19 protein-coding genes are annotated in these 25,400 nt (G+C 70.0%); 10 read left to right on the top strand and 9 right to left on the bottom strand.

Features of this window, described 5'->3' with window-relative positions:
- The first annotated feature begins 2 nt into the window (after positions 1-2).
- From U5N23_RS00675 to U5N23_RS00660, 4 genes are all read left to right on the top strand, one after another.
- On the top strand, positions 3-2,093 hold the full coding sequence (locus U5N23_RS00675; protein ID WP_322590952.1) for an SWIM zinc finger family protein: 2,091 nt from the start codon (positions 3-5) through the stop codon (positions 2,091-2,093).
- A 143-nt stretch (positions 2,094-2,236) separates the two neighbouring features.
- Positions 2,237-6,049: a DUF4132 domain-containing protein gene (locus tag U5N23_RS00670; RefSeq protein WP_322590951.1), complete on the top strand. Its 3,813-nt coding sequence runs from the start codon at positions 2,237-2,239 to the stop codon at positions 6,047-6,049.
- A gap of 233 nt (positions 6,050-6,282) precedes the next feature.
- Positions 6,283-6,846: a hypothetical protein gene (locus U5N23_RS00665; protein ID WP_322590950.1), complete on the top strand. Its 564-nt coding sequence runs from the start codon at positions 6,283-6,285 to the stop codon at positions 6,844-6,846.
- A gap of 97 nt (positions 6,847-6,943) precedes the next feature.
- Entirely contained in the window at positions 6,944-7,657 is a 714-nt protein-coding gene (locus U5N23_RS00660; protein WP_322590949.1) for a Bax inhibitor-1 family protein, read from the top strand.
- Between the two features lie 104 nt (positions 7,658-7,761).
- On the opposite strand, the gene U5N23_RS00655 is transcribed toward U5N23_RS00660, so the two are convergent.
- On the bottom strand, positions 7,762-8,277 hold the full coding sequence (locus U5N23_RS00655) for a hypothetical protein (protein ID WP_322590948.1): 516 nt from the start codon (positions 8,275-8,277) through the stop codon (positions 7,762-7,764).
- Positions 8,278-8,491: 214 nt separating this feature from the next.
- On the opposite strand from U5N23_RS00655, the gene U5N23_RS00650 reads away from it, so the two are divergent.
- Complete coding sequence (locus U5N23_RS00650) at positions 8,492-9,598, top strand: AAA family ATPase (protein WP_322590947.1); 1,107 nt, start codon at positions 8,492-8,494, stop codon at positions 9,596-9,598.
- A gap of 8 nt (positions 9,599-9,606) precedes the next feature.
- Entirely contained in the window at positions 9,607-12,198 is a 2,592-nt protein-coding gene (locus U5N23_RS00645; RefSeq protein ID WP_322590946.1) for a DUF5682 family protein, read from the top strand.
- Here U5N23_RS00645 and mnmA read toward each other — a convergent pair whose 3' ends face one another.
- Positions 12,199-13,320, bottom strand: coding sequence for a tRNA 2-thiouridine(34) synthase MnmA (gene mnmA / locus U5N23_RS00640; protein WP_322590945.1), 1,122 nt, complete (start codon positions 13,318-13,320; stop codon positions 12,199-12,201).
- A 17-nt stretch (positions 13,321-13,337) separates the two neighbouring features.
- Positions 13,338-14,258, bottom strand: a complete 921-nt coding sequence (locus U5N23_RS00635) for a LysR family transcriptional regulator (RefSeq protein ID WP_322590944.1) — start codon at positions 14,256-14,258, stop codon at positions 13,338-13,340.
- Between the two features lie 195 nt (positions 14,259-14,453).
- On the opposite strand from U5N23_RS00635, the gene U5N23_RS00630 reads away from it, so the two are divergent.
- Genes U5N23_RS00630 through U5N23_RS00620 form a run of 3 tightly spaced genes read left to right on the top strand, consistent with a single transcriptional unit; the run spans position 14,454 to position 17,708 of the window.
- Positions 14,454-15,548, top strand: coding sequence for a 4-oxalomesaconate tautomerase (locus tag U5N23_RS00630; protein WP_322590943.1), 1,095 nt, complete (start codon positions 14,454-14,456; stop codon positions 15,546-15,548).
- A gap of 45 nt (positions 15,549-15,593) precedes the next feature.
- The gene (locus U5N23_RS00625) at positions 15,594-16,589 is read left to right on the top strand and encodes a tripartite tricarboxylate transporter substrate binding protein (protein ID WP_322590942.1); all 996 of its coding nucleotides are present in this window, start codon (positions 15,594-15,596) and stop codon (positions 16,587-16,589) included.
- Positions 16,590-16,625: 36 nt separating this feature from the next.
- Positions 16,626-17,708 carry a porin gene (locus tag U5N23_RS00620; RefSeq protein ID WP_322590941.1) on the top strand — a complete coding sequence of 361 codons (1,083 nt, stop codon included), beginning with the start codon at positions 16,626-16,628 and terminating at the stop codon, positions 17,706-17,708.
- A gap of 8 nt (positions 17,709-17,716) precedes the next feature.
- On the opposite strand, the gene U5N23_RS00615 is transcribed toward U5N23_RS00620, so the two are convergent.
- From U5N23_RS00615 to U5N23_RS00595, 5 genes are all read right to left on the bottom strand, one after another.
- Complete coding sequence (locus U5N23_RS00615; protein WP_322590940.1) at positions 17,717-18,550, bottom strand: SDR family NAD(P)-dependent oxidoreductase; 834 nt, start codon at positions 18,548-18,550, stop codon at positions 17,717-17,719.
- A complete protein-coding gene (locus U5N23_RS00610) occupies positions 18,547-19,275 on the bottom strand; it encodes an SDR family oxidoreductase (RefSeq protein WP_322590939.1) in 729 nt (242 codons plus the stop codon). The genes U5N23_RS00615 and U5N23_RS00610 overlap by 4 nt, the downstream gene beginning before the upstream one ends.
- Positions 19,272-20,063: a citryl-CoA lyase gene (locus tag U5N23_RS00605; RefSeq protein WP_322590938.1), complete on the bottom strand. Its 792-nt coding sequence runs from the start codon at positions 20,061-20,063 to the stop codon at positions 19,272-19,274. Before U5N23_RS00605 ends, U5N23_RS00610 begins: the two co-directional genes overlap by 4 nt.
- 13 nt (positions 20,064-20,076) lie before the next feature.
- On the bottom strand, positions 20,077-21,564 hold the full coding sequence (locus U5N23_RS00600; protein WP_322590937.1) for a class I adenylate-forming enzyme family protein: 1,488 nt from the start codon (positions 21,562-21,564) through the stop codon (positions 20,077-20,079).
- A gap of 145 nt (positions 21,565-21,709) precedes the next feature.
- Positions 21,710-22,714 carry a tripartite tricarboxylate transporter substrate binding protein gene (locus tag U5N23_RS00595; protein ID WP_322590936.1) on the bottom strand — a complete coding sequence of 335 codons (1,005 nt, stop codon included), beginning with the start codon at positions 22,712-22,714 and terminating at the stop codon, positions 21,710-21,712.
- A 103-nt stretch (positions 22,715-22,817) separates the two neighbouring features.
- On the opposite strand from U5N23_RS00595, the gene U5N23_RS00590 reads away from it, so the two are divergent.
- Entirely contained in the window at positions 22,818-23,645 is an 828-nt protein-coding gene (locus U5N23_RS00590) for an IclR family transcriptional regulator (RefSeq protein ID WP_322590935.1), read from the top strand.
- 21 nt (positions 23,646-23,666) lie between these two features.
- Here the strand turns inward: U5N23_RS00590 and U5N23_RS00585 are convergent, their stop codons facing one another.
- Positions 23,667-25,361: a DUF692 family multinuclear iron-containing protein gene (locus U5N23_RS00585; protein ID WP_322590934.1), complete on the bottom strand. Its 1,695-nt coding sequence runs from the start codon at positions 25,359-25,361 to the stop codon at positions 23,667-23,669.
- Positions 25,362-25,400 lie beyond the last annotated feature (39 nt).

The raw sequence follows: 25,400 nt of genomic DNA, 5'->3' as shown, positions 1-25,400 counted from the left end.
CGATGGCCGACTGGTTCGAGGGCTACCGAGCCTACGACGACGACACCCTCACGGCCCTGGCCAACGCGGGCCTGCTGCGCCGCGCTGCCAAGGACGTGGAGGCAGGCAAGGTGCAATGGGCCGAGCAGGGCGCCGATGGCGGCGTGGTCGAGGCCGATGGCCAGCGCGTGCAGCTCGACGCCCGGGGCCCGCAGAAGGCGCAGTGCGACTGCCCGGCGCCCGGCATCTGCAAGCACATCCTGGGCGCGGCGCTGTGGCTGCGAGCCCTGGAGCACGGTGCCGCCACCGCTGGAGCCCCAGCAACCCCTGATGCCCAGGCGGATGCGACACCGCTGCCTGCGCCGGGGCCCAGCGCCGACCCATTGGCCGAGGTGCGCGCACTGCAAGCCCCCGCGCTGTTCAAGCAAGCTGGCGTGGCCGCCGTGCGCCGCGCCGTGCAGGCGCTGCCCTGCGGCATCGAGTGGCGCGTGCAGGGTGGTACCTTGGTGATCGACCTGCCCGAACTCGCCGCCACCTGCCGCTATGTGGCGGGCGCGGGCTACGAGGGCATGGTGTCCGAAGTGCCCGCGCGCGAGCGCAAGGCCGTGCACCTGATCGCGCTGGCGGCCCTGCGCGAGGCGCTGGGCGAGCCGCTGCCCTGGCCCGAGGGAATGGCGCCTGCCGCGGCCGCAGCGCAGCCCACGGCCACGCTGGGCGAACGCGAGCGCGCCTTCCTCGCCCAGGTGGAAGCCATGCTGCACGAGCTGCTGACCGGAGGCCTGTCGCACGTGAGCGAGCAGGCCTCGGCACGGCTGCTGGCGCTCAACATGTCGGCACGCGGCGAAGGCCTGCCGCGCCTGGCCGCGCTGCTGCGCAACCTGGGCGGCATGGTGGACGGCCTGGTGCGGCGCGACCACCGCATGCAGGAACGCGACGCGCTGGCGCTGATGTCCAGCATCCAGGCGCTGTGCGATGCCCTGCGCGCGCCGGCCGAAGGGCCCGCTGCGGAGGAACGCACCGCCGCCCTGCGAGGCAAGCTGCGCCGCAGCTTCGACGAGACCACGGCGCTCACGCTGCTGCCCCTGGGCGCCCATTGGTGGCAGACCCTGGGCGGGGCCCGCGGCCTGACCCTGGCCTTCTGGGACCTGACCGGCCAGCGGCTGCTGCAGGCCGTGCTGGCGCGCCCCGATGGCAGCGACACCGGCTTCACGCGCCACAGCGCCTGGAGCGTCCACGCCGTGTGGCCCGGTGTGGGCGCCGCACAGTCTTTGTGCCAGGCCCCACTGCAGCTCGACAACCCCCGCCTGGCCGATGATGACCGGCTGGCCCTGGCCGGCACGGCCCGGGCGCAGGCGCTGGCGCCCTGGCAGGCCGGCGATGCGCGCTTGGCCACCCTGGGCTGTGGTCGCTGGGCCGAGCTCACGGCGCAGCTGAGCGTGGCCACGGGTCTCTCGGGCGATGGCGCCGAGCTGGTGCTGCTGCGCCCCGCCGCCACGCGCGCCCCCATCCTCGACGAGGCACACCAGCAGCTGCTGTGGCCCGTGCAGGATGCCGACGGCCTGTGGCTGCACCTGACCGTGCCTGTGGGCGACGCCAGCATGCAGCGCGTGGACAACCTCGACCGGCTGGCCGCGCGCAGCGCCCCGGTGCACGCCGTGCTGGTGCGCGTGGAACGCACCTCTTCCACCACCTTGCTGGTGCCGCTGTCGCTGCTCAGCAGCGACGCCAAGGGCCAGGTGCACGCCGTGTCGCTCGACTACGCCAACGAGGCCGCACGCCCCACGCCGCTGGCCCAGCGCATCCTGCGCCTGGTGCAATGGCGCAAGGACCAGGCCGCACCCGCGGCCACCCAGCCCACGCGCGCCCGGCGCCTGCTGGGCCCGGTGCTCGACGTGCTGGAGACCCAGGCCGCCACCGGGCGCATGCCGCTCACCGAAACCCAATCGGAGCGCCTGGCCGCCGCGCTGGCGGGCATCGCCTCGGTCGGCTTGCACACCGTGGCTTCGGCCCTGCAACACCACCTGGCCACACCGCAGCCGGCCGGCACCCTGCGCCTGCAGCAGCTGTGCCAGCGCACGGTGGAACTCGACGGGCTACCGTCCATCGAGGCATAGCTGCATCGCGGCGCACTGGCCTGGCGTTACAAGCCATTACCTTGAAAGCGGGCAAATTGCACGCTGGCGCGGCCCGGCGCCACGGTAGCGCCATGGCCCGCTGACAAAATGCGGGGCTCTATTCAGACCACAGGGGATGACGCATGGGACTGCTGGACAAGATCGTGGGCGCGGTGACGGGCCGCTCGGGCCAGGGTGGCAATGGGCTGACGACCGCGCAGAGCAACCTGCTGCGCCAGGCCATGGAGCCGCTGGACAAGGCGGCCCCGGGCCTGGCAGACAAGGCCCTGGCCTTCGTGGCCGACGGCACCCATGAATCCGTGTTGCTGGAGCTGCAGGCTCCCCATGCGCTGGAGCCTGGCCAGTTGCTCGGCTCGCCCGGCCGCCTGCGCTGGGGCTTCAACCTGTGGAACGACAAGCCCCTGGAGGCGGCGGGCAAGAAGAGCCTGGCGGGCCGCTCGGGCTTCTACGCCAGCATGCCGGCAGACCTGCCGCCGCCGGCCCTGCTGGTGCGCCTGGGCAAGCTGCTGGCCGCGGCCGATGCCGGCAAGTCGCTGGAGCACCCCGGTGCGCCCGTGCCCGACTGGCTGCAGTACCTGGTCAACGATGCAGTGCATGCCAGCTTCAAGGACGGCAACAGCAACAAGCACGAGCCGGCCAAGGAGCGTGCGGCCTGGACGGTCGACCTCGTCGCGCGCCTGCTGGCCGAGGAAGGGCTGGACGAGGCGCTGGCGCTGCAGCTGGTGTTCGAGCGCAAGGGGCTGGACAGCTACTACCAGGACCGCCTGGACCATCTGGTCAAGAACCCGGCCGTGGCCGATTTCATGCGCGCGCGCCCCGAAGCCGCGCAGGCCCTGCCGCAGCAGCTCTCGGCATCGGGCCGCGTGCAGCTGGCTTCGCGCATCGGGCCGGACAAGGAACTGCGCGCCGCCTTCGCCCCGCTGCTGGTGGCCCTGGCCGCTGATGGCAGCAAGACCGTGCGCGCCGAAGCCATGCCCCACCTGGAGGGAATCGCCGAGGCCGAACGCCTGCGCCTGCTGGCCGCACTGCTCAGCGACGGCGACACCAGCCAGCGCACCCAGGCGGCCGAGCTGCTCGCACGCCTGCCTGCCGAGGCCACGCGCGGCCTGCTCGAAGCCGCGCTGGCCAGCGAGGCCAGCAAGCCCGTGCAGCAGGCCATCCGCGCGGCGCTCAACCGCATCGATGCCGCTGGCGGCGCCCAGGAGCAGGACCTGCCCGAGCCCCCGCCCTGGACGCCGTTTGCCGACAGCCCGCTGGGCGAGGATGCGCTGGCCCTGCTGCTGGCCAACCGCACCGAGGTGATCGAACGTGCGCGCCGCGCCGCCGAAGAAGAGGCCGAGGAAAACAAGACCCAGAAGCACAAGTACAACTGGCGCCAGAAGAGCTATGCCAACCTGGCCAAGCTGACCGAGGACGACATGCGCCAGGCGCTGGCGCTGCTCAACGGTCAGCTCGACAAGAAGCAGATGGAGAAGCTGCGCAACAGCGAGGTGGCGCAGGCCGTGACGCATGGCAACCGCCTGTTTGCGCTGCCGTCCTTCGGGCCCTCGCACCTGATCCGCTGGCTGGGCGTGTCGCGCTACAACCGCAGCTTCTGGTTCGACGACGGCTTCCACAAATGGCTGGGCGGCCAGCCGCAAGGCAGCGTGGACCTGCGCGCCCTGGCCGACCTGCTGCAGCGCTCGGGAACCCCGCTGATCGAAGTGGCGCGCACGGCCCTGTTCGACTACTGGAACACGCCCAGCGCCACCGACCTGCTGCCACCCGAACGCGTGTGGCCCTTCTTCGCCGAGCACCCCGAGTTCATCGACCAGGCCCTGGGCCTGGCGGCGCAGCAGAACCATGGGGACCGGTATGCGAGCACGCTGGAGCTCGGGCCGGCCTTGCGCACGCTGGCCACCTTTCCGACCATTCCCGCCCGTTGGCTGCCGCGCGTGATGGAGCTGGCCCTGGGCGAGGGCAAGACCCACCGCCCCATGGCCCAGAAGGCCTTGTCCAGCCTGCCGAGCATCGGCCGCCAGGTGGTGGAGTCGCTCACCCACACCAAGAGCGAGGTGCGCATCGAGGCCGCAAACTGGCTGGCCGGGCTGAAATACGCCGACGCCATTCCCGCCCTCACCAAGGCGCTCGAAAAGGAGAGCCGCGAGACGGTGCGCGCTGCCTTCCTCACGGCACTGGAAGGCCTGGGCGAAGACATCTCGCCGCGCCTGGCTCCCACCATCCTGCTGGCCGAGGCGAAGAAGGGCCTCAAGGCCAAGCCCCCCGCTGGCCTGGCCTGGTTCGCGCTGGATGCACTGCCGACCGCGCGCTGGGCCGATGGCACGGCCGTGGAGTCCGAGATCCTGCGCTGGTGGGTGGTGCTGGCCTGCAAGCTCAAGGAGCCCGGTGGCAACGCCCTGCTCACGCGCTACATGGGCCTGCTCGATGCCGCCAGCCGCCAGGCGCTGGGCAGCAGCGTGCTGCGCCAGTTCATCGCGCAGGACACGCGCCACCCGCCGCTGGAAGAAGGCATTGCCTACGCCCAGGCCCATGCGCCGCAGCGCTACCAGTCCTACCAGAAGGGCTACCAGAACGCCAAGCCCGAGTACCGCCAGTACTACGAGGCCAACTACGCGAAGTCCCAGGACCAGGTGTTCGAGGAATGCAAGCGCGAGAAGATGGCCGAGTACCTGGGCAGCGCCATCGGCGAGAAGGGCATCCTGGCGCTGGCGGCCTTTGCACCGGGCCACGAGATCGTGACCCTGCTGCAGCAGTACATGCGCGACCACTACCAGCGCCGCTCGCAGATCGAGGCCATGCTCGAAGGCGTGGCCCCGGGCAACGACCCGGTGGTGATCCAACTGATGCTGGGCCTGTCGCGCCGCTACCGCACGGCCTCGGTGCAGACCAAGGCCCGCGCCCTGGTGCAGGAGATCGCCGACCGCAATGGCTGGACGCAGGACCAGCTGGCCGACCGCACCATCCCCACGGCAGGGCTGGACGACACCGGCACGCTGGCGCTGCCCTATGGCGAGCGCGTCTTCACCATGGTGCTCGACGCGGCGATGAAGCCCGAGCTGCGCAACCCCGAAGGCAAGGCCATCAAGACCCTGCCCGAGCCGCGCCAGAACGACGACCCGGCACAGACCAAGGAGACCAAGGCGCTGCTCTCCACGAGCAAGAAGGAACTCAAGCAGGTGATCGACCTGCAGACCGCCCGCCTGTTCGAGGCCATGTGCACCGGCCGCCAGTGGCCCGTGGCCGAGTGGCGCGAGTACCTGCAGCGCCACCCCGTGGCGGGGCGCCTGGTGCAGCGCCTGGTGTGGCTGGAGGTGGACGCCGAGGGCGCGGTGCTGCAAAGCTTTCGCCCGACCGAAGACGGCAGCCTGATCGACACCGAGGACGACGAGGTGGAGCTCGGCGATGGCGCGCAGGTGCGGCTGGCCCATGCCTCGCTGGTCGATGCTGCCACGGCCGCCGCGTGGACGAAGCACTTCAAGGACTACAAGACAGCGCCCCTGTTCCCGCAGATGTCGCGCCAGTCGCCCACCCTGTCCTTCACCGACGACAAGGGCCTGGCCGTGAGCGAGATCAAGGACCGCCAGGGCTGGGTCAGCGACAGCTTCACCCTGCGCGGCGCCTTCACCAAGCTCGGGTACCAGCGCGCCCAGGCCGAGGACGGGGGCTTCTTCTACGAGTACACCAAGGACTTCTCGAGCGTGGGCGTGCGCGTGGCCATCGAGTTCTCGGGCAACACCCTGCCCGAGGAAAACGTGGCTGCGGCCCTCAAGACGCTCAGCTTCGAGAACAGCAAGGCACGCAGCTGGGGCGACAACACCCTGCCCCTGGCCAGCGTGCCGCCCGTGCTGCTCGCCGAGGCCTATGCCGACTACCTGGCCGTCGCCCAGGCCTGCACCGGCTTCGATGCGGACTGGGAAAAGAAGATGCCTTGGTAGCCTGTCTGCGGGCCCCTGAAGAGGGCCTGCAGTGGGATTTCAAGCCGTAACTGTTTGAATCGCACGACGAAAACCGGAACGAATTCACGTTTTTCCGGTGAGGTCTCTCGGTTCTCACAATTTGCGACATCTTGGCGCGAAGACTCCCGCGATGATCCGGCCCTTGCACCGCACAACAGCCCATGAGCTGTGCGGGATTTCATTGGATGTGAATGATCGAGGGAGGAATTTTCATGCCGGGTTTTGTCCGAAAAATACTGATTTTCATCACGGGCTATGCGTGGCTCATTCTGCTGGCGGGCCCGGGCCTGGCCGGCCTGGCCATCTGGAGCCAGTGGAAGGCCGATGGCGACCATGCCTACACGGCGCGCGAGCAGTTGCAGACGGTGGCCGGCACGGTCACCGGCGCCAGCGAGGTCACGGTCAAGCGCAAGCGCCGCTCCACCAAGCAGTACTACGAAATCACCGTCAAGCCTGATGCCGGTGGCGAGGAGCGCAAGCTGCGCATCGCGCACAGCACGCCCAAGGACATCGTGGGCGGCATCATCGACGAGAAGATCACCGCGCTGTACGACAGCAGCGACAGCGACATCGTCTATGAGGTCGTCACCGGCGGCAAGGCCGTGATCGGCTATGACGACACCCGCAAGCGCATGCAGGCCGAGGCCGCGTCCACGGCCCAATCCTTCAGCGGCGCCGGCATCTGGGTGCTGGCCGTCGTGCTGACGCTGCTGGGCGCTGGCGGCGTGTGGTCCAACCGCAAGCTGCGCCGCGCCGACGAACTGGCTGCCGCCTGAGGCACCACCCCCCATACATTGTCAGAGAGAGGCAGGAGGCGGCCCGCAAGGCCGCTTCCTGTGTGAGAAGCAGCAACCACAACCGAGGAGCAACCTTGTGAATACCAATGTCCTGACCCCTGAAGACCCGTCCGGCTCCCCCATGGAGCGCCGCGAGTTCATCGTCTCCACCTACAAGCACCTGGGCGCGGCCATCCTGGCCTTCGTCGTGCTGTCGACCGTGCTGATGATGAGCGGCTTTTCCACCACCACGGCCAAGATGCTGATGGCCAGTGGCAACAAGTTCATCTGGCTGGGCGTGATGGGTGCCTTCATGCTGGTGGGCTGGCTGGCCTCGTACCTGGCCGACAACGCCGAGAAGCCCCAGACCCAGCTCATGGGCCTCGGCATCTACGTGCTGGCCGAAGGCCTGATCTTCGCGCCCCTGTTCGGCATCGCCCAGATCGTGGCGCCCGGCGCCATCGGCGTGGCAGGCTTCATCACGCTGCTGATGGTGGCAGCGCTGACCTGGACGGCCTTCACCAGCAAGTCGGACTTCTCGTTCCTGGGCGGCATCCTCAAGGTGGGCGGCCTGGTGGCCCTGGGCACCATCGTGGCCGGCGCGATCTTCGGCTTCAAGCTCGGTATCTGGTTCTCCGGCATCATGGTGCTGTTCGCTGGCGCCTGCGTGCTGTACGACACCTCGCGCATCATCCACGACTACCCCACCGACCGCCCCGCCGGCGCCGCGCTGCACCTGTTCGCGTCGATCGCGCTGATGCTCTGGTACGTGCTGCGCATCCTGATCAGCCTGGCAACGAACGACGACTGATATGAAACAGGGGGGTGCTTCATCTCTCGGGATGGGCCCCCCTCAAAAAAACACCGGGGCGTGCCCCGGTGTTTGCGTTTGCAGCTGCGGAAATCGCTGCCACCTCAATCGCCATTGGCGGGTGCCGCGCGCGGCGGATCGTTGCGGGAGACGGTGCCGTCGCCGTCGGTGTCCAGCCCCTTGAAGGTCCTGTCCGCAATGGCGGCATCTTCCGCCGGTGTGAAGCGGCCGTCGCGCGCACGGTTGACGATGGAAAAGCGCACATGCGCCTGCTTGATGCCGTTCTCATAAGCCTTGTCGGGCTGCTTGCCGTCATCGAAGTACTGGCGCTTGAGGCGGCCTTCGAACTCGGCCACGTACTCGGCCTCGGTCAGCACGCCGTCGCCGTTGGTGTCGGCAGCGCGAAAGCGCTGCAGGCGCACCGCGTCGAACTCGGCGCGCGTGACCTGGCCGTCGCGGTTCGTGTCGTAGCTGCCCAGGAAGGCCTGCAGGCCGTGGCCGCCTGCGGGGCGCGCCGGCTGGCCGGGGGCTGCCGGGGCACTGGCGGGGCTGCTGGCACAGGCCGACAGCAATGCGGCAGCGGCTAGCGCTGCAAGGAAGGTCGTGGGGTGGGTCGCCATGGTCGTTGCCTTTCAAAGGGGTTGATGGCTGGACCCCTTGTGAACCCAAGGAAACATCTGGCTAGGGGCAAATTGTAAGCATGCGATCGACGCGCGTTCATCACCCGATGGCACTATCGTTACGGAGCATGCCTGAAGCTGGTTCAAAATAGCTGCGAAGGGCGCGCAGCCCGTCTCCCTGAGCGCGCTCACCGCCGCCCACTCCACCGACACCATGAGCACCACCCCACCTTCCGCGAACCAATCCGTGCGCCTGGCGCCCGAGCAACGCTGGGCCGACGAACTGGCCCGCCTGGCCGCGGCCGACAGCCATGCCCGGCCGCCGGGCTGGAAGCTCTCGCCGCGTGCGGTGCGCCAGTTCATCCTGGGCGATGCCAAGCTGCAGGTGACGCAGAAGTTCTTTGGCGACGACCCGCTGGTGGACCGCGCCATCGTCACGCTCATGGGCCACCAGGGGCTGATGCTGGTGGGCGAGCCGGGCACGGCCAAGTCGCTGCTGTCGGAACTGCTCTCGGCGGCCATCAGCGGCGACTCGGGCCTCACGGTGCAGGGCACGGCCGGCACCACCGAGGACCACATCAAGTACAGCTGGAACTACGCCCTGCTGCTGGCCGAGGGCCCGAGCCAGCGCGCACTGGTGCCCTCGCCCCTGTACCAGGCCATGCGCGCGGGCAAGCTGGTGCGCTTCGAGGAAATCACGCGCTGCCCGCCCGAGATCCAGGACGTGCTGATCTCGCTGATGAGCGACAAGCAGCTCATGATCCCCGAGCTCGGGGACGACGCGCGCCTCTTCGCCCAGCGCGGTTTCAACATCATCGCCACGGCCAACCTGCGCGACCGGGGCGTGCACGAGATGTCGTCCGCGCTCAAGCGGCGCTTCAACTTCGAGACCGTGCGCCCGATCCGCGACCACCAGTTCGAGGTGGACCTGGTGATGGCCCAGCTCGCGCGCGAGCTGGCCGGCGAAGAGGCCCCGGTGAACGTGCCGCGCGACGTGGTGTCGCTACTGGTCACCACCTTCCAGGAGCTGCGCGCGGGCCAGACGCAGGAGGGCACGGCCATCAAGGGCCTGGATGCCGTGATGTCCACCGCCGAGGCGGTGAACGTGGCGTATGCGGCTGCCCTGCAGGCGCGCCATTTCAACGATGGCGAGCTGACCCCGCGCGAGATCGCCGGCCAGCTGCAGGGCGTGGTGCTCAAGGACAGTGCCGACGATGCCAAGCGCGTGCGCCACTACTTCGACACCGTGGTGCGCGAGCGCGCGCGGCGCGACCCGCAGTGGAAGACATTTCACGACGCGGCGCGGTCGCTGTGGCAGTAGTGGACTCAGTGGGCGCAGACCAGCCTGCGGGCCTGCCACCAGAGATCGCGGCCTTGCTGCCGCAGCTGCTCGGTGACGAGGGCATCTTCTTCGTGCCCGTGCGCCACCACAGCCCCGCCTGCGCCTGGGCACTGCGCCACCTGCTGCGCGAGGTGCGCCCGGCGGCCGTGCTGATCGAGGGCCCGGACGACCTCGACCCCCTGCTGCCCTTGCTGCAGGACCCGCTGACCCGCACCCCAGTGGCCTGGCTGTGCCAGGCCACGCGCGAAGCCCGGGCCGAGCCGCCTGCGCCCGGCGAGGAAGGTTCCGACGCGGAACCCGAGCCGGCCGGGTCGCGCACCGTGACCAGCAGCTCCTTCTACCCCCTGTGCGACTACAGCCCCGAATGGATCGCCGTGCGCGAGGGTGCGGCCCTGGGTGCGCAGATCGCGCTGATCGACCTGCCCTGGCGCCACAAGGCCTGGGAACGCCGCTACGGCGGCAAGGACGGCGAAGAGGACGATACCGCCCCCGACACCGCGCGCAGCCAGATGGAGGAACGCCACTTCGCCCACAGCCGCTACCTGAACGCCATGGCGCGCCAGCTCGGCTGCGTGGACCACCATGACCTGTGGGACCGGCTGTTCGAGCTGCGCACGCCCGAGGCGCTGGCCGACTGGCGCACCCTGTTTGCCGACGTGTTCAGCTGGTGCGCCATGGCCCGGCAGGACTACGAGCCCGAGGTGCTGGAGGCCGAGCTGAGCCTGCCGCGCGAGCGCCACATGGCGGCGCACATCCGCCGCTGGCGCAGCGCGGTGAGCGGCCCCATCGTGGTGGTGACCGGGGGCTTTCACACCGCCGAGCTGCTGCGCAGCTGGAAGTCGGCCCCGCCCATGGCGGCGCCCGCCAAGGCCACAGCCAAGAAGAACAAGGCCACCGAGCCCGATGCCTGGCTGATCCGCTACAGCTTCGAACAGCTCGATGCGCTCAACGGCTATGGCGCCGGCATGCCCTCGCCGGGCTACTACCAGCAGATGTGGGAGGCATTGGAAGCCCGGGCACAGCGCGATGCTCCGGCAGCCACGGCGGTACACCCCCTCACCGTGGTGGCGCTGGACCTGCTGACCCGCTTTGCCCAGCAGACCCGTGCGCAGGACCAGGCCGACGCCGTCTCCACCGCACTGGTGCAGGCCGCCGCGCTGCAGGCCGTGCGCCTGGCCGAACTGCGTGGCAATGCCGGGCCGGGCCGGCAGGACCTGCTGGATGCGATCCGTTCGTGCTTCGTCAAGGGCGCTATGGACGAGGGCACGCGCGGCTTCACGGCCGACCTGCGCGCCTTTCTCGGTGGCACGCGCATCGGCGACGTGCCGCCCTCGGCAGGCTCGCCGCCGCTGATCGAGGATGCGCGCCGCCTGGCCCGGGCGGCCGGTGTGCGCCTGGACGACAGTGCCTCGCGTGGCGTGCGGCTGGACCTGTACCGCAAGCCCTCGCACCGCGTGCGCAGCCGCTTTTTCCACGCCATGGCCTACCTCGATGCGGGCCTGGCGCAGTGGGTGGCCGGGCCCGACTTCATCGCCGGCAGCCGGCTGAACATGCTGTTCGAGGAATGGCGCGCCGCCTGGTCGCCCCTGGTCGAGGCACGCCTGATCGCGCTGGCCAGCGACGGCGCGAGCGTGGAGGCGGTGTGCCTGGCGCGCCTCATGCGCGAGGAGACCGCCCTGTCGGAGCAGGGCCGCGGGCGCAGCGCCAGTGCCGCCGTGGCCCTGCTGCAGCGTGCCTGCCTGGTGGGCTTGCACGCGCGGCTGCCGCAGCTGCTGGCCATGCTTTCGGCCCACCTCGACGAGGACGCCTCGCTCGGCTCGGTGGTGGAATGCGGGCACCGCCTGGTCACGCTGTGGCGTGCGCGCGAGCCACTGGGTGTGCAGCAGAACCCGCAGTTGGCAGGCCTGCTGCAGCGCGTATGGCCCGCCGCCCTGTACCTGCTGCCGCCGCTGGCGCAGATGGCCGCAGATGGGCAGGAGCAGGCAGTGCGCCTGCTGCTCTCGCTGCGCGAGCTCGGGCGCCTGCTCGCCAGCCTGGACGGAGAAGAAGACGCCAGCGCCATCGATGCCAGCCTGCTCGTGGAGCACCTGCAGCGCTTCGCCACCGGCGCCGGCGTTGCACCGGGCGTGGCCGGCGCCGCCACCGCGCTGCTCTACCTGGACGGCCACTGGGACGATGCGGCGCTGGACGCTGTGGTGCGCCAGCGCTTCGGCCCCGGCGCCCAGCCGCAGGAGGCGGTGCAGTTCCTGAGCGGCATGATGACCGCCGCGCCCGAGCTGCTGCTGCGCCTGCCGGCGCTGCTACAGGGGCTGGACACGCTGGTGCGCCAGTGGGACGACGCGGCCTTCGTGGCCCACCTGCCGGACCTGCGCCAGGCCTTCACCGGCCTGCGCCCGCAGGAAACGGCGGACCTGGCCACCCAGGTGGCACAGTTGCACGGCACGGACGAGGCCACCGCCGCGACCCTCGCCGGCATGCACTACGAAACCACCGAGGAGGACTTGCACGCCGGCCTGCGCCTGCAGGCATTGCTCGAAGCCAGCCTGCAGCGCGATGGGCTGCAGGGCTGGATCCGCTAGTTACTCCGTGGCGCTGGCGATGACGCCGCCGCCGAGGCACACGTCACCGTCGTAAAGCACGGCCGACTGGCCGGGTGTGACGGCCCACTGGGCGTCGGGGAACTGCAGGCTCAGGCTTGCGCCATCGGCCGACACGACCGTGCAGGGCGCATCCGGCTGGCGATAGCGCGTCTTGGAACCGTAGGCGCCCGGTGCGGGCGCATGGCCCGCCGTCCAGCTCACGTCTTGCGCGGTCAGCGCGTGCGACAGCAGCCAGGGGTGGTCATGTCCCTGCACCACGCGCAGCGTGTTCTTGGCCAGGTCCTTGCGCGCCACGAACCAGGGCTCGTGCTCGCCGCCGCCGCGCTGGGCACCCTTTTCCTTGATGCCACCGATGCCCAGTCCCTGGCGCTGGCCCAGGGTGTAGAAGGAGAGGCCCACGTGCTTGCCCAGGGTACGGCCCCGGTCGTCCTGGATGGGGCCGGGCGCATGGCTGATGTAGCGGTTCAAAAACTCGCGGAACGGCCGCTCGCCGATGAAGCAGATGCCGGTGGAATCCTTCTTCTTGGCGTTGGGCAGGCCGATCTCCTCGGCGATGCGGCGCACCTCGGTCTTGTGCAGCTCGCCCACGGGGAACAGGGTCTTGGACAGCTGGGCCTGGTTCAGGCGGTGCAGAAAGTAGCTCTGGTCCTTGGACGGGTCCAGGCCCTTGAGCAATTCGAACAGGCCAGTGGTGGCATTCTGGCGCACGCGCGCGTAATGCCCCGTGGCGATCTTCTCGGCGCCCAGGCGCATGGCGTGGTCCAGGAAGGCCTTGAACTTGATCTCGGCGTTGCAGAGCACGTCGGGGTTGGGCGTGCGGCCGGCCTGGTATTCGCGCAGGAACTCGGCGAACACCCGGTCCTTGTAGTCGGCAGCGAAGTTCACATGCTCGATCTCGATGCCGATCACGTCGGCCACGGCGGCCGCGTCCACGAAGTCGATGTTGGACGAGCAGAACTCGCTGTCGTCGTCGTCTTCCCAGTTCTTCATGAAGATGCCGACCACCTCATGGCCCTGCTCTTTGAGCAGGTGGGCGGTGACGGCCGAGTCCACGCCGCCTGAGAGGCCGACGACGACGCGGTGCTTGGTTGGTGCTGTCATTGCCCAGATTGTATTTTTTATGCTGCGGGCACGCTGCGCGGGCGCGAAGAACGCGTAGCCACCAGCAGGTCATACAGCTGCTGGGCGGCCGGTGACAGGGAGCGCCCGCGGCGCTTGATGAGCCCCATCTGCCGCGTGACCACCGGGTCCACCAGGGGAATGCTGACCAGCGTGGGGTGGTCCTTGCCCGGCATGGCCAGGCGCGGCACGGCCGCCACGCCCAGCCCGGCCTCGACCAGGCCGAGCAGGGTGGTCACGTGCTTGGCCTCGTACAGGCACTGCGGGCGGTCGGGCACATTGGCCAGCGCCAGGTCCATCAGCAGGCGGTTGCCCGAGGTCTTGCCCACCGACATGAAGTCGTGCTGGCCCAGCTCTGCCCAGGTCACCTTCTTGCGCCGCGCCAGCACATGGTCGCGCCGGCAGGCGGCGACGAAGCGCTCGGCCAGCACCGGCTTGAACTCGATCTCGGCCTCCTGGCTGCCGATGAAATTGAGGCCGAAGTCGGCATCGCCCTGGGCCACGGCCACCAGCACCTCGTTGGCGCTGGCGTCGTGCACCTTGACGCGGATCTTCGGAAAGCGCTCGTGGTAGCGCTTGACCACCTGCGGCAAAAAGTAATACACGGCCGAGGGCACGCAGGCAATGGTCACCTCGCCCATGCGCCGCGCCGCCACGTCGCCCAGGCCCATGAGCATGCCGTCGAGGTCGTCGAGCCACAGCCGCGTCTTGCGTGCGAAGTCGCGGCCCACGGCGGTGAGCGTCACGCGGCGCGTGGTGCGGTCGAGCAGGCGCACGCCCAGCGCCTCTTCGAGCTTGTCGATGCGGCGGCTGAAGGCCGGCTGCGACAGGTGGATGGACTCGGCTGCGGCGCGAAAGCTCTGCAGCTCGGCCACGGCGGCAAAGGCCTGGATGTCGGCGAGATCGAATTTGGTGTGCATGGCGAAAGCCCAGTGGATAGCCCCAGGAATGTGCGTGGTGTGCATTGCGTACGGTGCATCAATGCTTCGCAACAATGCAATTCACAGGCGCTATTTGATCACGTACAAGCGCCCGGCATCTATTGCATGGCATGCATCAATCGTTGCCAACAATGCAATTCACAAACAATCCGCGGCGCCGCACCATGCAGACCCATGAGCTACAACCTTCCTTGCGTTCTGATGCGTGGCGGCACCTCCCGAGGCCCCTTCTTCCTGGCCGACTGGCTGCCGCAAGACCCGGCGGAGCGTGACCGCACGCTGATCGCGGCCCTGGGTTCGCCGCACGAACTGCAGATCGACGGCCTGGGCGGCGGCAACTCGCTGACCAGCAAGGTGGCCATCGTCTCGCGCTCGGCGCAGGCCGGTTGCGACGTGGACTACCTGTTCGCTCAAGTCAGCGTGGATGAGGCCCGCGTGGACACCCGCCCCAACTGCGGCAACATGCTGGCCGGCGTGGGGCCCTTCGCGATCGAGCAGGGCCTGGTGCCGGCCAGCCGCACCAGCGACGTGACACGGGTGCGCGTCTACAACGTGAACACCCGCTCGCGCATCGACGTGCAGGTGCAGACCCGCGGCGGCCGCGTGCACTACGAGGGCGACGTGCACATCGACGGCGTGCAGGGCACGGCCGCGCCGGTGCTGATGAACTTCCTCGATGCCTGGGGCGCCGTCACCGGCCAGATCTTCCCGACCGGGCAGCGCATCGACACCATTCACGGCCTGCAAGTCACCTGCATCGACGCTGCCCAGGTGATGGTGCTGGTGCGCGCGGCCGACCTGGGCCTGCGCGGCGACGAGAGCGCCGCCGAGCTCGATGCCGACAGCGCCCTGCTCGCCCGGCTCGAAGCCCTGCGCTGCGAGGCCGGGCTGCGCATGGGCATGGGCGATGTCTCGGGCAGCGTGCTGCCCAAACCGGTGATCGTCTCCGACGGGCCGGCGCCCGGCAGCATCGTCTCGCGCTACTTCACGCCCCGGCGCTGCCACCGCTCGCACGCCGTGACCGGGGCCATCGGCGTGGCCGCGGCCCTGGTGCTGCCCGGCACCGTGGCCAGCGATGCGCGCAGCGCGCCCAGCGCCGGCACGCGCCGCGTGGAGGTGCTGCACCCGGCCGGCCGCATCCACGTGGAGGTCGAGCTCGCCCTGGTGGACGGCCATTGCACGCTGGTGCAGGCGGCCCTGGTGCGCACCGCCCGAAAGATCCTGGAGGGCACGCTGTTCGTGGCGCAGCAGCCTGCCGAACACCACTGATTTCCCTTGCTACCCATCCACAACGACATGAACGGAGACAAGACCATGAACCCTCGCAAACTCCCATCTCCATCGCGCCGCCACACGCTGGCCATGGCTCTGGCCCTCGCCACGCTGGCAGGGGCACCGCTGGCGGCACACGCCGCCTTTCCCGAGCGCTCCATCACCCTGGTCGTGCCCACGGCCGCCGGCGGCGGCAACGACGGCATGGCGCGCGTGGTGGCGCAAAAGATGTCCCAGTTGCTGGGCCAGTCGGTGATCGTGGAGAACAAGGCCGGCGCCAACGGCGCCATTGCCGCAGAGTTCGTGGCGCGGGCCACGCCCGACGGCCACACCCTCCTGTTCGGCTACATCGGCACGCACGGCATGAGCCCCGCGCTGCAGAAGCTGCGCTACGACCCTGTGACCCAGTTCGAGCCCATCGGCATGGTCTGCTATTCGCCCACGCTGATGGTCATCAACCCCAAGGTGCCGGCGAAGACGGTGGCCGAGTTCGTGGCGCTGACCAAGGCGAGCCCCACCTCGTACAACTACGCGTCGGCCGGTAACGGCACGGCGCCGCACTTCTCGGCCGAGATGTTCAAGCTCGAAAGCGGCGCGCAGATGGCGCATGTGCCCTATCGGGGATCGGCCCCCGCGATGAACGACACCATGGCCAACCAGACGCAGGTGATGTTCCCCAGCCTGTTCTCGGCCTCTTCGCATGTGAAGAACGGCAAGCTGCGCGCGCTGGCGCTGGCCGGGCCCAAACGCTCCTCGCTGATGCCCGACGTGCCCACGCTGGAAGAGGCCGGCATCAAGGGTGTGGAGATCACGCAGTGGTACGCGCTGTTCGCCCCCGGCAAGACACCGAAGGCGGTGGTGGACCAGCTCAACAAGGCGCTCAACACCGCCCTGGCTGACAAGGACGTGGCCCGGCGCATCGAAGAGCAGGGCGCCGTGGTGGACAGCAGCACGCCCGAGGCCCTGGCCCAGACCGTGCGCCAGGAACTGGCCAAGTGGCGCGGCGTGGTGCAGAAGGCCCAGTTGACGGCGGATTGATCCCGCCCACAAGAACATTCCATCCGAGGAGACAGCATGAAGAAGACAAGCGGCGCCATCTGCGCCCTGCTGGCCTGTGCGCCGGCTTTCGCCCAGACCGCAGCATCCAACCCGTCCTCCGCCCTCACGCTCTATGGCGTGGTGGACCTGGGCTTGCGCCACGCGAGCGGGCTCACGGCTGCCAACGCCCCCGCGCCGGGCTCGCAGCACAGCCTGGGCAGCGGCATCCACACCACCAGCCGCTGGGGCGTGCGCGGCAGCGAGGACCTGGGCGGCGGCGCGCGTGCGCTGTTCCACCTGGAAAGCGGGCTCAATGCCGATACCGGCGCGCCCGCCAACAGCGCCAAATACTTCGACCGCGCCTCGTGGGTGGGCCTGCAGGCGGGCTGGGCCACCGTGGCGCTCGGCCGCCAGACCACGCTGCTGGCCGATGCGATCTCGCCCGTGGACCCGCTCTCCATGCGCTTCGCCAGCTTCAACCCGAACATCGGCGTCACCGCGCTGAGCCAGCATGGCCTGGGCACCGAGTACGGCAGCGCGGGTGCCAGCACCGGCTCCTACCGGCTGGACAACTCCATCAAGCTCACGGGCCGCTTTGGCGGCCTCACGGCGCGCGCCATGCTGGGGGTGGGCGAGGTGGCATCGCAAAGTTCGGCCCTGTCCTCGCACGGCCTGGGCCTGGCGTATGCGGGCGGCGGCTTCACCGTGTCCGGCGCATGGCAGACCTTCAAGGACGCCAACCTGCGCCCGCTCGATGCCGCCACGCTGGGCGCTGCGTACCAGTGGGGCAGCCTGCGCCTGGCGGCCAATGCCGGGCGCAGCAAGGCGCAGACCGGTGCGGCCACCTACACGGAACAGCGCGTGCTCTCGGCCGGCCCCACCTGGACGGCCGTGCCGCTGCTGGACCTGACCGCCGCCTATTACAAAGTGGACCGCACGCGCACCGCCGCAGCCGACGACGGCTATGGCCGCCTGGTGGCCTTCGCCGAGTACAAGCTGTCGCGTCGCACGCGGGTGTATGCGGAGCTGGACCACACGCGCTGGCGCAACGGCTTCCAGGGCGCCACCAACCAGCGCACGGCGACCGGCGCTTCCGCCGGGGTCATGCACAGCTTTTGAGCCAGGCCCTACACGAACTTGCCCGTGATGCCGCCATCCACCACCAGCTCGGTACCGGTCACATAGGCCGAGGCATCGCTGGCCAGGAACGCGCACGCATGCGCCACGTCCCAGGCCGTGCCCATGCGGCCCATGGGCACCTGGCGGGCGCGCGCGGCGCGGGCTTCGTCGAGGCTGGTGTCCGAGAACATCCTGGCCACCGTGGTCGCGATGCGCGGCGTGTCGATCAGGCCCGGCACCACGGTGTTGGCGCGCACGCCCTGGCCCGCGTACTGCTGCGCCACCATGCGCGTGAAATGCGTGACCGCGGCCTTGGTCACGCCATAGGCCAGGTGCGGGTAGCCCAGGTAGCGCATGCCTGCGATGGACGAGATGGTGATGATGGAACCGCGCCCGCGCTCCACCATGCCGGGCAGCACCTCCTGGCAGGCGAGCAGCAGGCTGCCCACGTTCACGCCGTGGATGCGCTCGAAATCTTCGGCGCTGGTCTCCAGCGGGCCGCCGGTCTTGCCGATGCCCACGTTGTGGTGCAGCACATCGATGGCGCCGCCGAAGCGCTCGCGCGCCTCGGCGAACAGGCGCTTCACGTCCGCTGCCTCCGCCACGTCGCCCACGAAGGTGGCGGCCGTACCGCCCTCGGCCTGGATCAGTGCCGTGGTCTCCTCGGCCGAGGCCGCGTCGCGGTCGGCCACGCAGACGCAGGCGCCCAGGCGCGCATAGGTCACGCAGGCGGCCCGGCCGATGCTCCAGCCCGGGCCGACCGATCCGCCGCCGGCCACGAAGACCACGCGGCCCGACAGGTCCAGCAGCAGGGCAGGTGGAACATTCTTGGGCGCGTTCATGGTGCCAGCCCCACGGTCATGCCGCCGCACACGTAGACCACCTGGCCGGTGGTGAAACCCGCGCGCGCGTCGAGCAGCGAGGCCACCAGGTGTGCCACCTCCTCGGGCTGGCCCATGCGGCGCACGGGGATGGTGTCCAGGATGCGCTGCGTGGCCGGCGCGCCGGGCGGGTTCACGCGCTCGAAGAGTTCGGTGGCAATCGGCCCGGGGCCGATGGCATTGGCGGTGATGCCGTCGGCGCCCAACTCCAGCGCCAGGGTGCGCGTGAAGCCGTGCACTGCTGCCTTGCTCGCCGCGTAGGCAATGCGCTCGCCCTTTCCCAGCGCAGCGCGGCTCGAGATATTGACGATGCGGCCAAAGCGCGCCGCGCGCATGGCGGGTAGCAGCGCCTGCACGCAGGCGATGGCGGCCGCCAGGTTGACGGCCATCACCGCCTGCAGGTCGGCACTGGTGGCGGTGTCGATGCCGGCCGGGCGCACGATGCCCGCGTTGTTCACCAGGCGGGTGATGGGCCGCGCGGCCACGGTGCGCGCCAGCGCGTCGCGCAGGGCGGCCTCGTCGGCCAGGTCCACCTGCACGAAGGTCTCCCGCTCCGAAATGGCCTCGGGCGCAGCGATGTCGAAGTTCACGACATGCAGGCCGTCGGCCATCAACCGCGTGGCCACGGCGCGGCCGATGCCGCGGCTCGCGCCGGTGACGAGCACCGTGCCTTCATGGGCGCTCATGCCTGGCCTTCCTGGCCCGCGCCGCCGACGAAGGGAATCGCGTGCTCGATGGTGTCCCAGATGAAGCGGCCCGAGGGGCTGTGCTGCTCCTCGACGATGTGCGCCACCAGGCCGGCCGCGCGTGAGATCACGGCAAAGCCGCGCATCACGGAGGCAGGCACGCCGATCTCGCCAAGCAGCGCGGCGACGGCGCCCGTGGCGTTGATGGTGATGGGCCGGCCCGCCACCTCGTTCACCGCCTTGGACAGAGTCTCCAGCGCGCGGATCCTGTCGCCCTGGAGATCCGCCTCGGCGCGGCCCATCTCCAGCAGCTTGTAAGCGCGCGGATCCACCGGCTTGTGCAGGTGGTGGCCAAAGCCGGGCACGGGGGTCTTGAGGCCCTTGTAGTGGCGCGCAATGGCCGCTGCCTCGGCTTCGGGGTCGGCCGCGGCGGAGATGCGGTCAAGCAGGCCGGCGCAGTTCTCCATGGTGCCCACGAAGGAGCTGCCCACGGCCAGCAGGCCGGCCGAGACAGCGCCCTGCAGGTTCTCGGGCGCGCTCATGTAGATCAGCCGTGTGGCGATGGCGCTGGGCGTGAGGCCGTGCTCCATGAGCACGATGAGCACCACGTCGGTGATGCGCAGGTCCACGCCACGCGGCGCGCGGCCCAGGATCTGCATCAGCATCACCTCGGTGAAGGTTTTCTTGCCCATCAGGTCCTCCACCAGGTTCGCATCACGGTAATGCAGGCTGGTGAGGGTGTGGGTGCACAGGCGGGTGACGGGGGTCTTAGCGGATGGAGCGGTCATGGAGTGGGTTCCTTCAGGCGGTTGCGGCCAACGCGGCATCGCGCACAGCGGACTTGAGTACCTTGCCCACGGGCGAACGCGGCAGGCTCTCGTGGAAATGGATGTGCTTGGGCGTCTGCACCGGGCCCAGTCGTTCGCGCACGAAGGCGATCAGCTCGGCCTCGCTGGCCTGCTCGCCGGGGCGCAGCTGCACGGCGGCCTGCACGGTCTCGCCCCACTTGTCGTCGGGCAGGCCGAACACGGCGCATTCGTGCACCGCCGGGTGCTGGCCCAGGGCGTTCTCCACGTCCACCGGGTAGACGTTGAAGCCGCCGGTGATCACCATGTCCTTGAGCCGGTCCTTGAGGTAGAGGTAGCCGCGCCCGTCGATGAGCCCGCGGTCGCCGGTGTGCAGCCAGCCGTCCACCAGGGTCTCGGCAGTCTTTTCGGGCAGGCGCCAGTAACCGCTCATCAGCAGGTCACCGCGCGCCACCACCTCGCCGACCTCGCCCGCAGGCAGCAGGCGGCCATCGGGCGCCATGATGGCCACGTCGCTGAACCAGGTGGTGCGGCCGACGGCCGCCCAGTTGTGTGGGTCCTCGAAGTCCTCGGGCCGCATCACGGTGAGGATCTGCGGCGCCTCGGTCTGGCCGTAGGTGGTGCCCAGCACCGGGCCGAAAAAGTCGCGCACCTGGCGGATCTTCTCGGGCGGCATGGGCGCGCCGCCATAGATCAACCGGCGCAGGCGCGGAAAGTCGGCGCGCGAGGCGCCGGGCAGCGCCATCAGCATGTAGACCAGCGTGGGCGGCATGAAGCACACCGTGCCGCCGCGCTCGCGGAAGGCCGTGCGCACCGCCTCGGCGCCCGCGCCGCCCAGCACCACATGGCAGCCACCCTGCGCCAGGATGGGCAGCAGGTAGGTGGAGGTGCCGTGCGTGATGGGCGCCGCGACGATATAGCGCTCGTGCTCGTCGAAGCCCCAGGCGTGGATCTGGTTGGCGATGTTGGCCATCCACGCGCGGTAGGGCTGCATCACGCCCTTGGGCGCGCCGGTGGTACCGCCCGTGAACTTGATGGCCTGCGTGGCATCGGCGGGCAGGTCGATCACGGGGCGCGGCGCACCGGCGTGCACGGCGGCCAGGTCCGCCAGCCCCGCGGTCGGCACGCGGGCCCCGGGCGCGCCGTCGAGCAGGTCGGCGCAGGCCGCATCGAGCACCAGGATGGAGGGCTCGGTCGCGTCGATGATGCGGCGGATTTCGTGCCGGGTGCTCTTGGGGTTGAGCGGCACCCAGACCTTGCCGCAGGCCAGCACGGCCAGCAGCGCGGCGATGTGGTCGGCGCTGTTGCCGGCGCAGATGCCGACGCGGCTTTGCGGCGCCGGGTCGAGCGCGGTGAAACCGGCCGCCAGCGCCGCCACGCGCGCGGCCAGGGCGTCGTAGCGGATGGCACCCTCGGGCGCGTCGATGGCGATGCGGTCGGGCCAGCGCTGGGCGGCGCGCCAGAAGAAATCGATGGGGAACATGGAGGGCAGGTATTCCAGGGTTGCGATTCGATGAAAGGCGTCACAAGCGGCGGGCAAAGCCCAGCGAAGCGGTCCTGGCTAGGCGTTCCGTCGCGGGCAGTACGGTCAGACGGAACAACGACGCCAGGAGGGCTTTTCCCGTCGCCTACTCCGCGGTGGCGCCGGAGGCCTTGACGACCTCTCGCCAGCGCTTGATCTCGGCGGCGGCAAAGCTGCGCATCTTGTCGGGCGTGCCGGAGTCGGGCGTAGCGGCCAGCTCCTGCAGGCGGTTGCGCACCTCGGGCAGGGCCAGCACCTTGTTGAGGGCGGTGTTGAGCTGCTCGACCACGGGGCGCGGCGTGCCCGCAGGCGCGGCCAGGGCAAACCACGACTGCACGTCGAAGCCGGCGTAGCCCGACTCGGCCAGCGTGGGCACGTCGGGCAGCAGCGGCGAGCGCTGGGCGCTGGTGATGGCAATGGCACGCAGCTTGCCGGCCTGCACATGCGGCAGGGCCGAGGGCGTGTTGTCGAACATCGAGTCCACCTGGCCGCCGAGCAGGTCGGTGACGGCGGGGGCGCTGCCGCGGTAGGGCACGTGCAGCATCTTGAGCTGGGACTGCATCTTGAACATCTCGCCCGAGAGGTGGATGGACGAGCCACTGCCCGAGGACGCGAAGGTGATGCCGTCCTTGGACTCCTTGGCGTAGCGCACGTACTCGGCCAGGTTCTTTACCGGCAGCTTGGGGTTGACCACCAGGATGTTGGGGATCTTGGCGATCATGCCGATGGGCTCGAAGTCCTTGACCGGGTCGTAGCCGAGCTTGGGGTACAGCGAGGCGTTGATGGTGTTGGCGATGGTGTAGACGTAGAGCGTGTAGCCGTCGGCCGGGGCGCGCGCCACGCTCTCGGCGCCCACATTGCTGTTGGCGCCCGCGCGGTTGTCCACCACCACGGGCTGGCCGAGCTGGTCGCCGAGCTTGACGGCCACCAGGCGCGCAATCACGTCGGTGGCGCCGCCGGCTGCATAGCCCACGACCAGCTTGACGGGCTTGCTCGGCCAGCCGGTGGTCTGTGCCTGCAGGGGCAGGGTGGCGGTGCAGGCGATGGCAGCGGCGGCCAAGGCCAGAAGGCGCCGGCGCGGCGCGGTGGTGGCAGGGGTGTGCGAGGTCATGTCTTGTCTCCTGGTGTCTTGTGAAAATCCCGTCTTCGCGTCCCGGCGGCGTGGCTCTGCGGCACACTGCATGCTGGTTGCATCGACGGACAAATTCTTTCCCATGCCCTCCCGACCTGCGAATCGAAACGTCCACCTGCCGGACGTTCTATCCACCGCCACGCGCTCGCCACAAGCCGAAGAGGACCCCGGCAGCCGCACGCTGCGCCGCGGCCTGCAGGTACTCGACGCCGTGCTCGCCAGCGGCCGCGAAGGCCTGCGCGTGGTCGACCTGTGCCGCGCCGCGGGGCTGGAGCGCGCCACCGTCTACCGCCTGCTGGCCACGCTGCTGGAGGGCGGGCATGTGGCCCCGCGCGGGCGCTTCCGCTACGTGGCCGGACCCCGCATGGCCGCCCTGGCCGCGCCCGCCGCGCTGCCCAACATGGCCATGCGCCTGGCGCCCGTGCTCGAACGCGTGAGCCGGGCCTGCGGCGACGCGGCCTTCGCCATCGTGCGCGAAGGTGCCGCATCGCACTGCATCGCGCGCCATGTGGGCACGCACCCGGTGCAGATCCTGGTGATCCAGGTGGGCACGCGCCAACCGCTGGGCGTGGGCGCGGCCGGCCTGGCACTGCTGGCGGCGCTGCCCGACGAGGAGGTGGCCACCTGCATAGAGGCCAATGCACAGGCCTTGCCGCACTATGGCGGCATGACGCCCGAGCGCCTCGCGATCCTGGTGCGCGCCACGCGCGAGCGCGGTTGGTCGGTGGTGGGCAACCACGCCACCCAGGGCGTGCTGGCCGCGGGCATGGCCGTGCGCAACGCCGAGGGCGCGCCCGTGGCCGCCATCAGCGTCGCATCGACCCTGGACCGCATGCCGCGCGAGCGCCAGCAGCTGATTGCGCGCTGGATGCGCGAGGCGCTGGCCGCGCTGCTGCCCAAAGGGGTGTGACCTGGCACCGGCCAGGGAGTCTCAGCCTGCGCTCGCGCGCTCCTCAACGAGCGCCTCGGCGCCGTGGCTGCCGCGTGCCGCATCCAGGCCCACCAGGCCCTCCTGCAACAGGCCTGCCAGCCACTGTGCGAGCAGCTCCGTGCCGGGCATCGCCCCCAGCGCATGCAAGCGGTCACAGGCCTGCTCCACCGAGGCACCCGCTTGCAGCAGGTGGAAGAAGACCGCCTCCTGGGCACCCAGCGTGCGAAAGTGCGGCTGGTGGCCCTTGCGCCACACCAGCAAAGTCACAGGCGCTGGCAATGCCATCGCTTCGGGCACGTCTTCGTCGGCGTGGATGGCATTCCACAGCGCGACGGCATTGGTGCCCAGCGTGCGCAGCAATGCGCTGGGGTGCAGCACCCCGGCGCGCGCCAGCCAGGGGCCGGCGCAAGCAGCCGTGGCCGCGTCCAGCGCCGGCACGTCGGCCCCGTCGAAGCGCGTGCGCAGGTCCCAGTCGAGCTGGGCCAGTTCATGCAGTTCGGGGTTGTCCGGGTAGAGCGCGCGCAGGGTGTCGACAAAGCCCTCGCCATAGCGGTTGAGGCTGCGCGCCGTGGGCGGGTGCGCCACGGCATGGTCGCGTGCGTGCCCGTCGAAGGTGTCCGAGCCCAGGTAGAGCCAAGTCTTGGCGTAGGTGTCGGCCAGCACCTCGGACAGCCGCGCGCGGTAGGCATGGTGGTAGATGCCCAGGCGGCCCGTGACCGGGGCCTCCGCATCCAGGGCCTGCAGTGGCTCGGCCAGGATGCGGCCGGCCAGGTCCTGCTGCAGCACCTGCAGGGGCGGGGCAAAGGACAGCGGGCCACGCGGCCAGGGCGCTGCGGCCGGTCCTGCGATACCGGCCGGTGTCACGTGCGCCGCAGCGATGGACCGCGCCACGTCCATTTCGCCCAGCAGCTCGGCCAGCGGCGGAATGCGGTCGTCGCGCTCGACCATGGTCGCCACGGCACCGAAGCGCTCGCAGGCCCGCGAATACAGGTCCCACACGGGCTGGGCCACGGGGTGGTCGTGCGTGTCGATGATGTGGTCGCCCTGGTCGGCATGGCCGGCCAGGTGGATCTGCTGCACGCGCTGCGCGGGCAGCGCATCAAGGTAGGCGAGCGGGTCGAAGCCGTGGTTCACGCTGCTCACATAGATGTTGTTCACGTCCACCAGCAGCAGGCAGTCGGCCTCCTGCGCGATGTGGGCCAGAAACTGCCACTCGCTCGCGCTGTCGCCCGCGTAGCGGATGTAGCTGGAGACGTTCTCCAGCACCAGCCGGCGGCCCAGCACGTCCTGCGCGCGGCGGACCTGCGCGATCACGTGGCGCGCCGAGGCATCGGTGTAGGGCAGCGGGTACAGGTCGTGCAGCTGCTGGTCAGGGGTGGGGCCGATCCAGCACAGGTGGTCGGACACCCACAGCGGCTCGATGCGCTCGGCCAGCGCCTTGACCTGGCGCAGGTAGGCCAGGTCCACGCCCTGCGCCGCACCGATGGACATGGCCACGCCGTGCATGGCCATGGGGTAGTCGCGGCGCAGCGTGTCGAGCACCGCCAGTGGCTTGCCGCCGTCGATGAGGTAGTTGTCGGTGATGATCTCCAGCCAGTCGAGCGGCTGGGGATGCGCGAGGAAATCAGCGTAGTGGGCGGTGCGCAGGCCCAGGCCGAAGCCGGTGCCGCGCGCGGCGATGGGGTCGTGTGCCATGGTGCGCAAGCGGCTGCGCCGTGGCGCAACCGCCAGGGG

It is taken from the genome of Acidovorax sp., assembly GCF_034519795.1.
In the GTDB taxonomy this organism is placed as follows: Bacteria; Pseudomonadota; Gammaproteobacteria; order Burkholderiales; family Burkholderiaceae_C; genus Acidovorax.
This window is presented reverse-complemented; position numbering and strand designations above follow the sequence as displayed.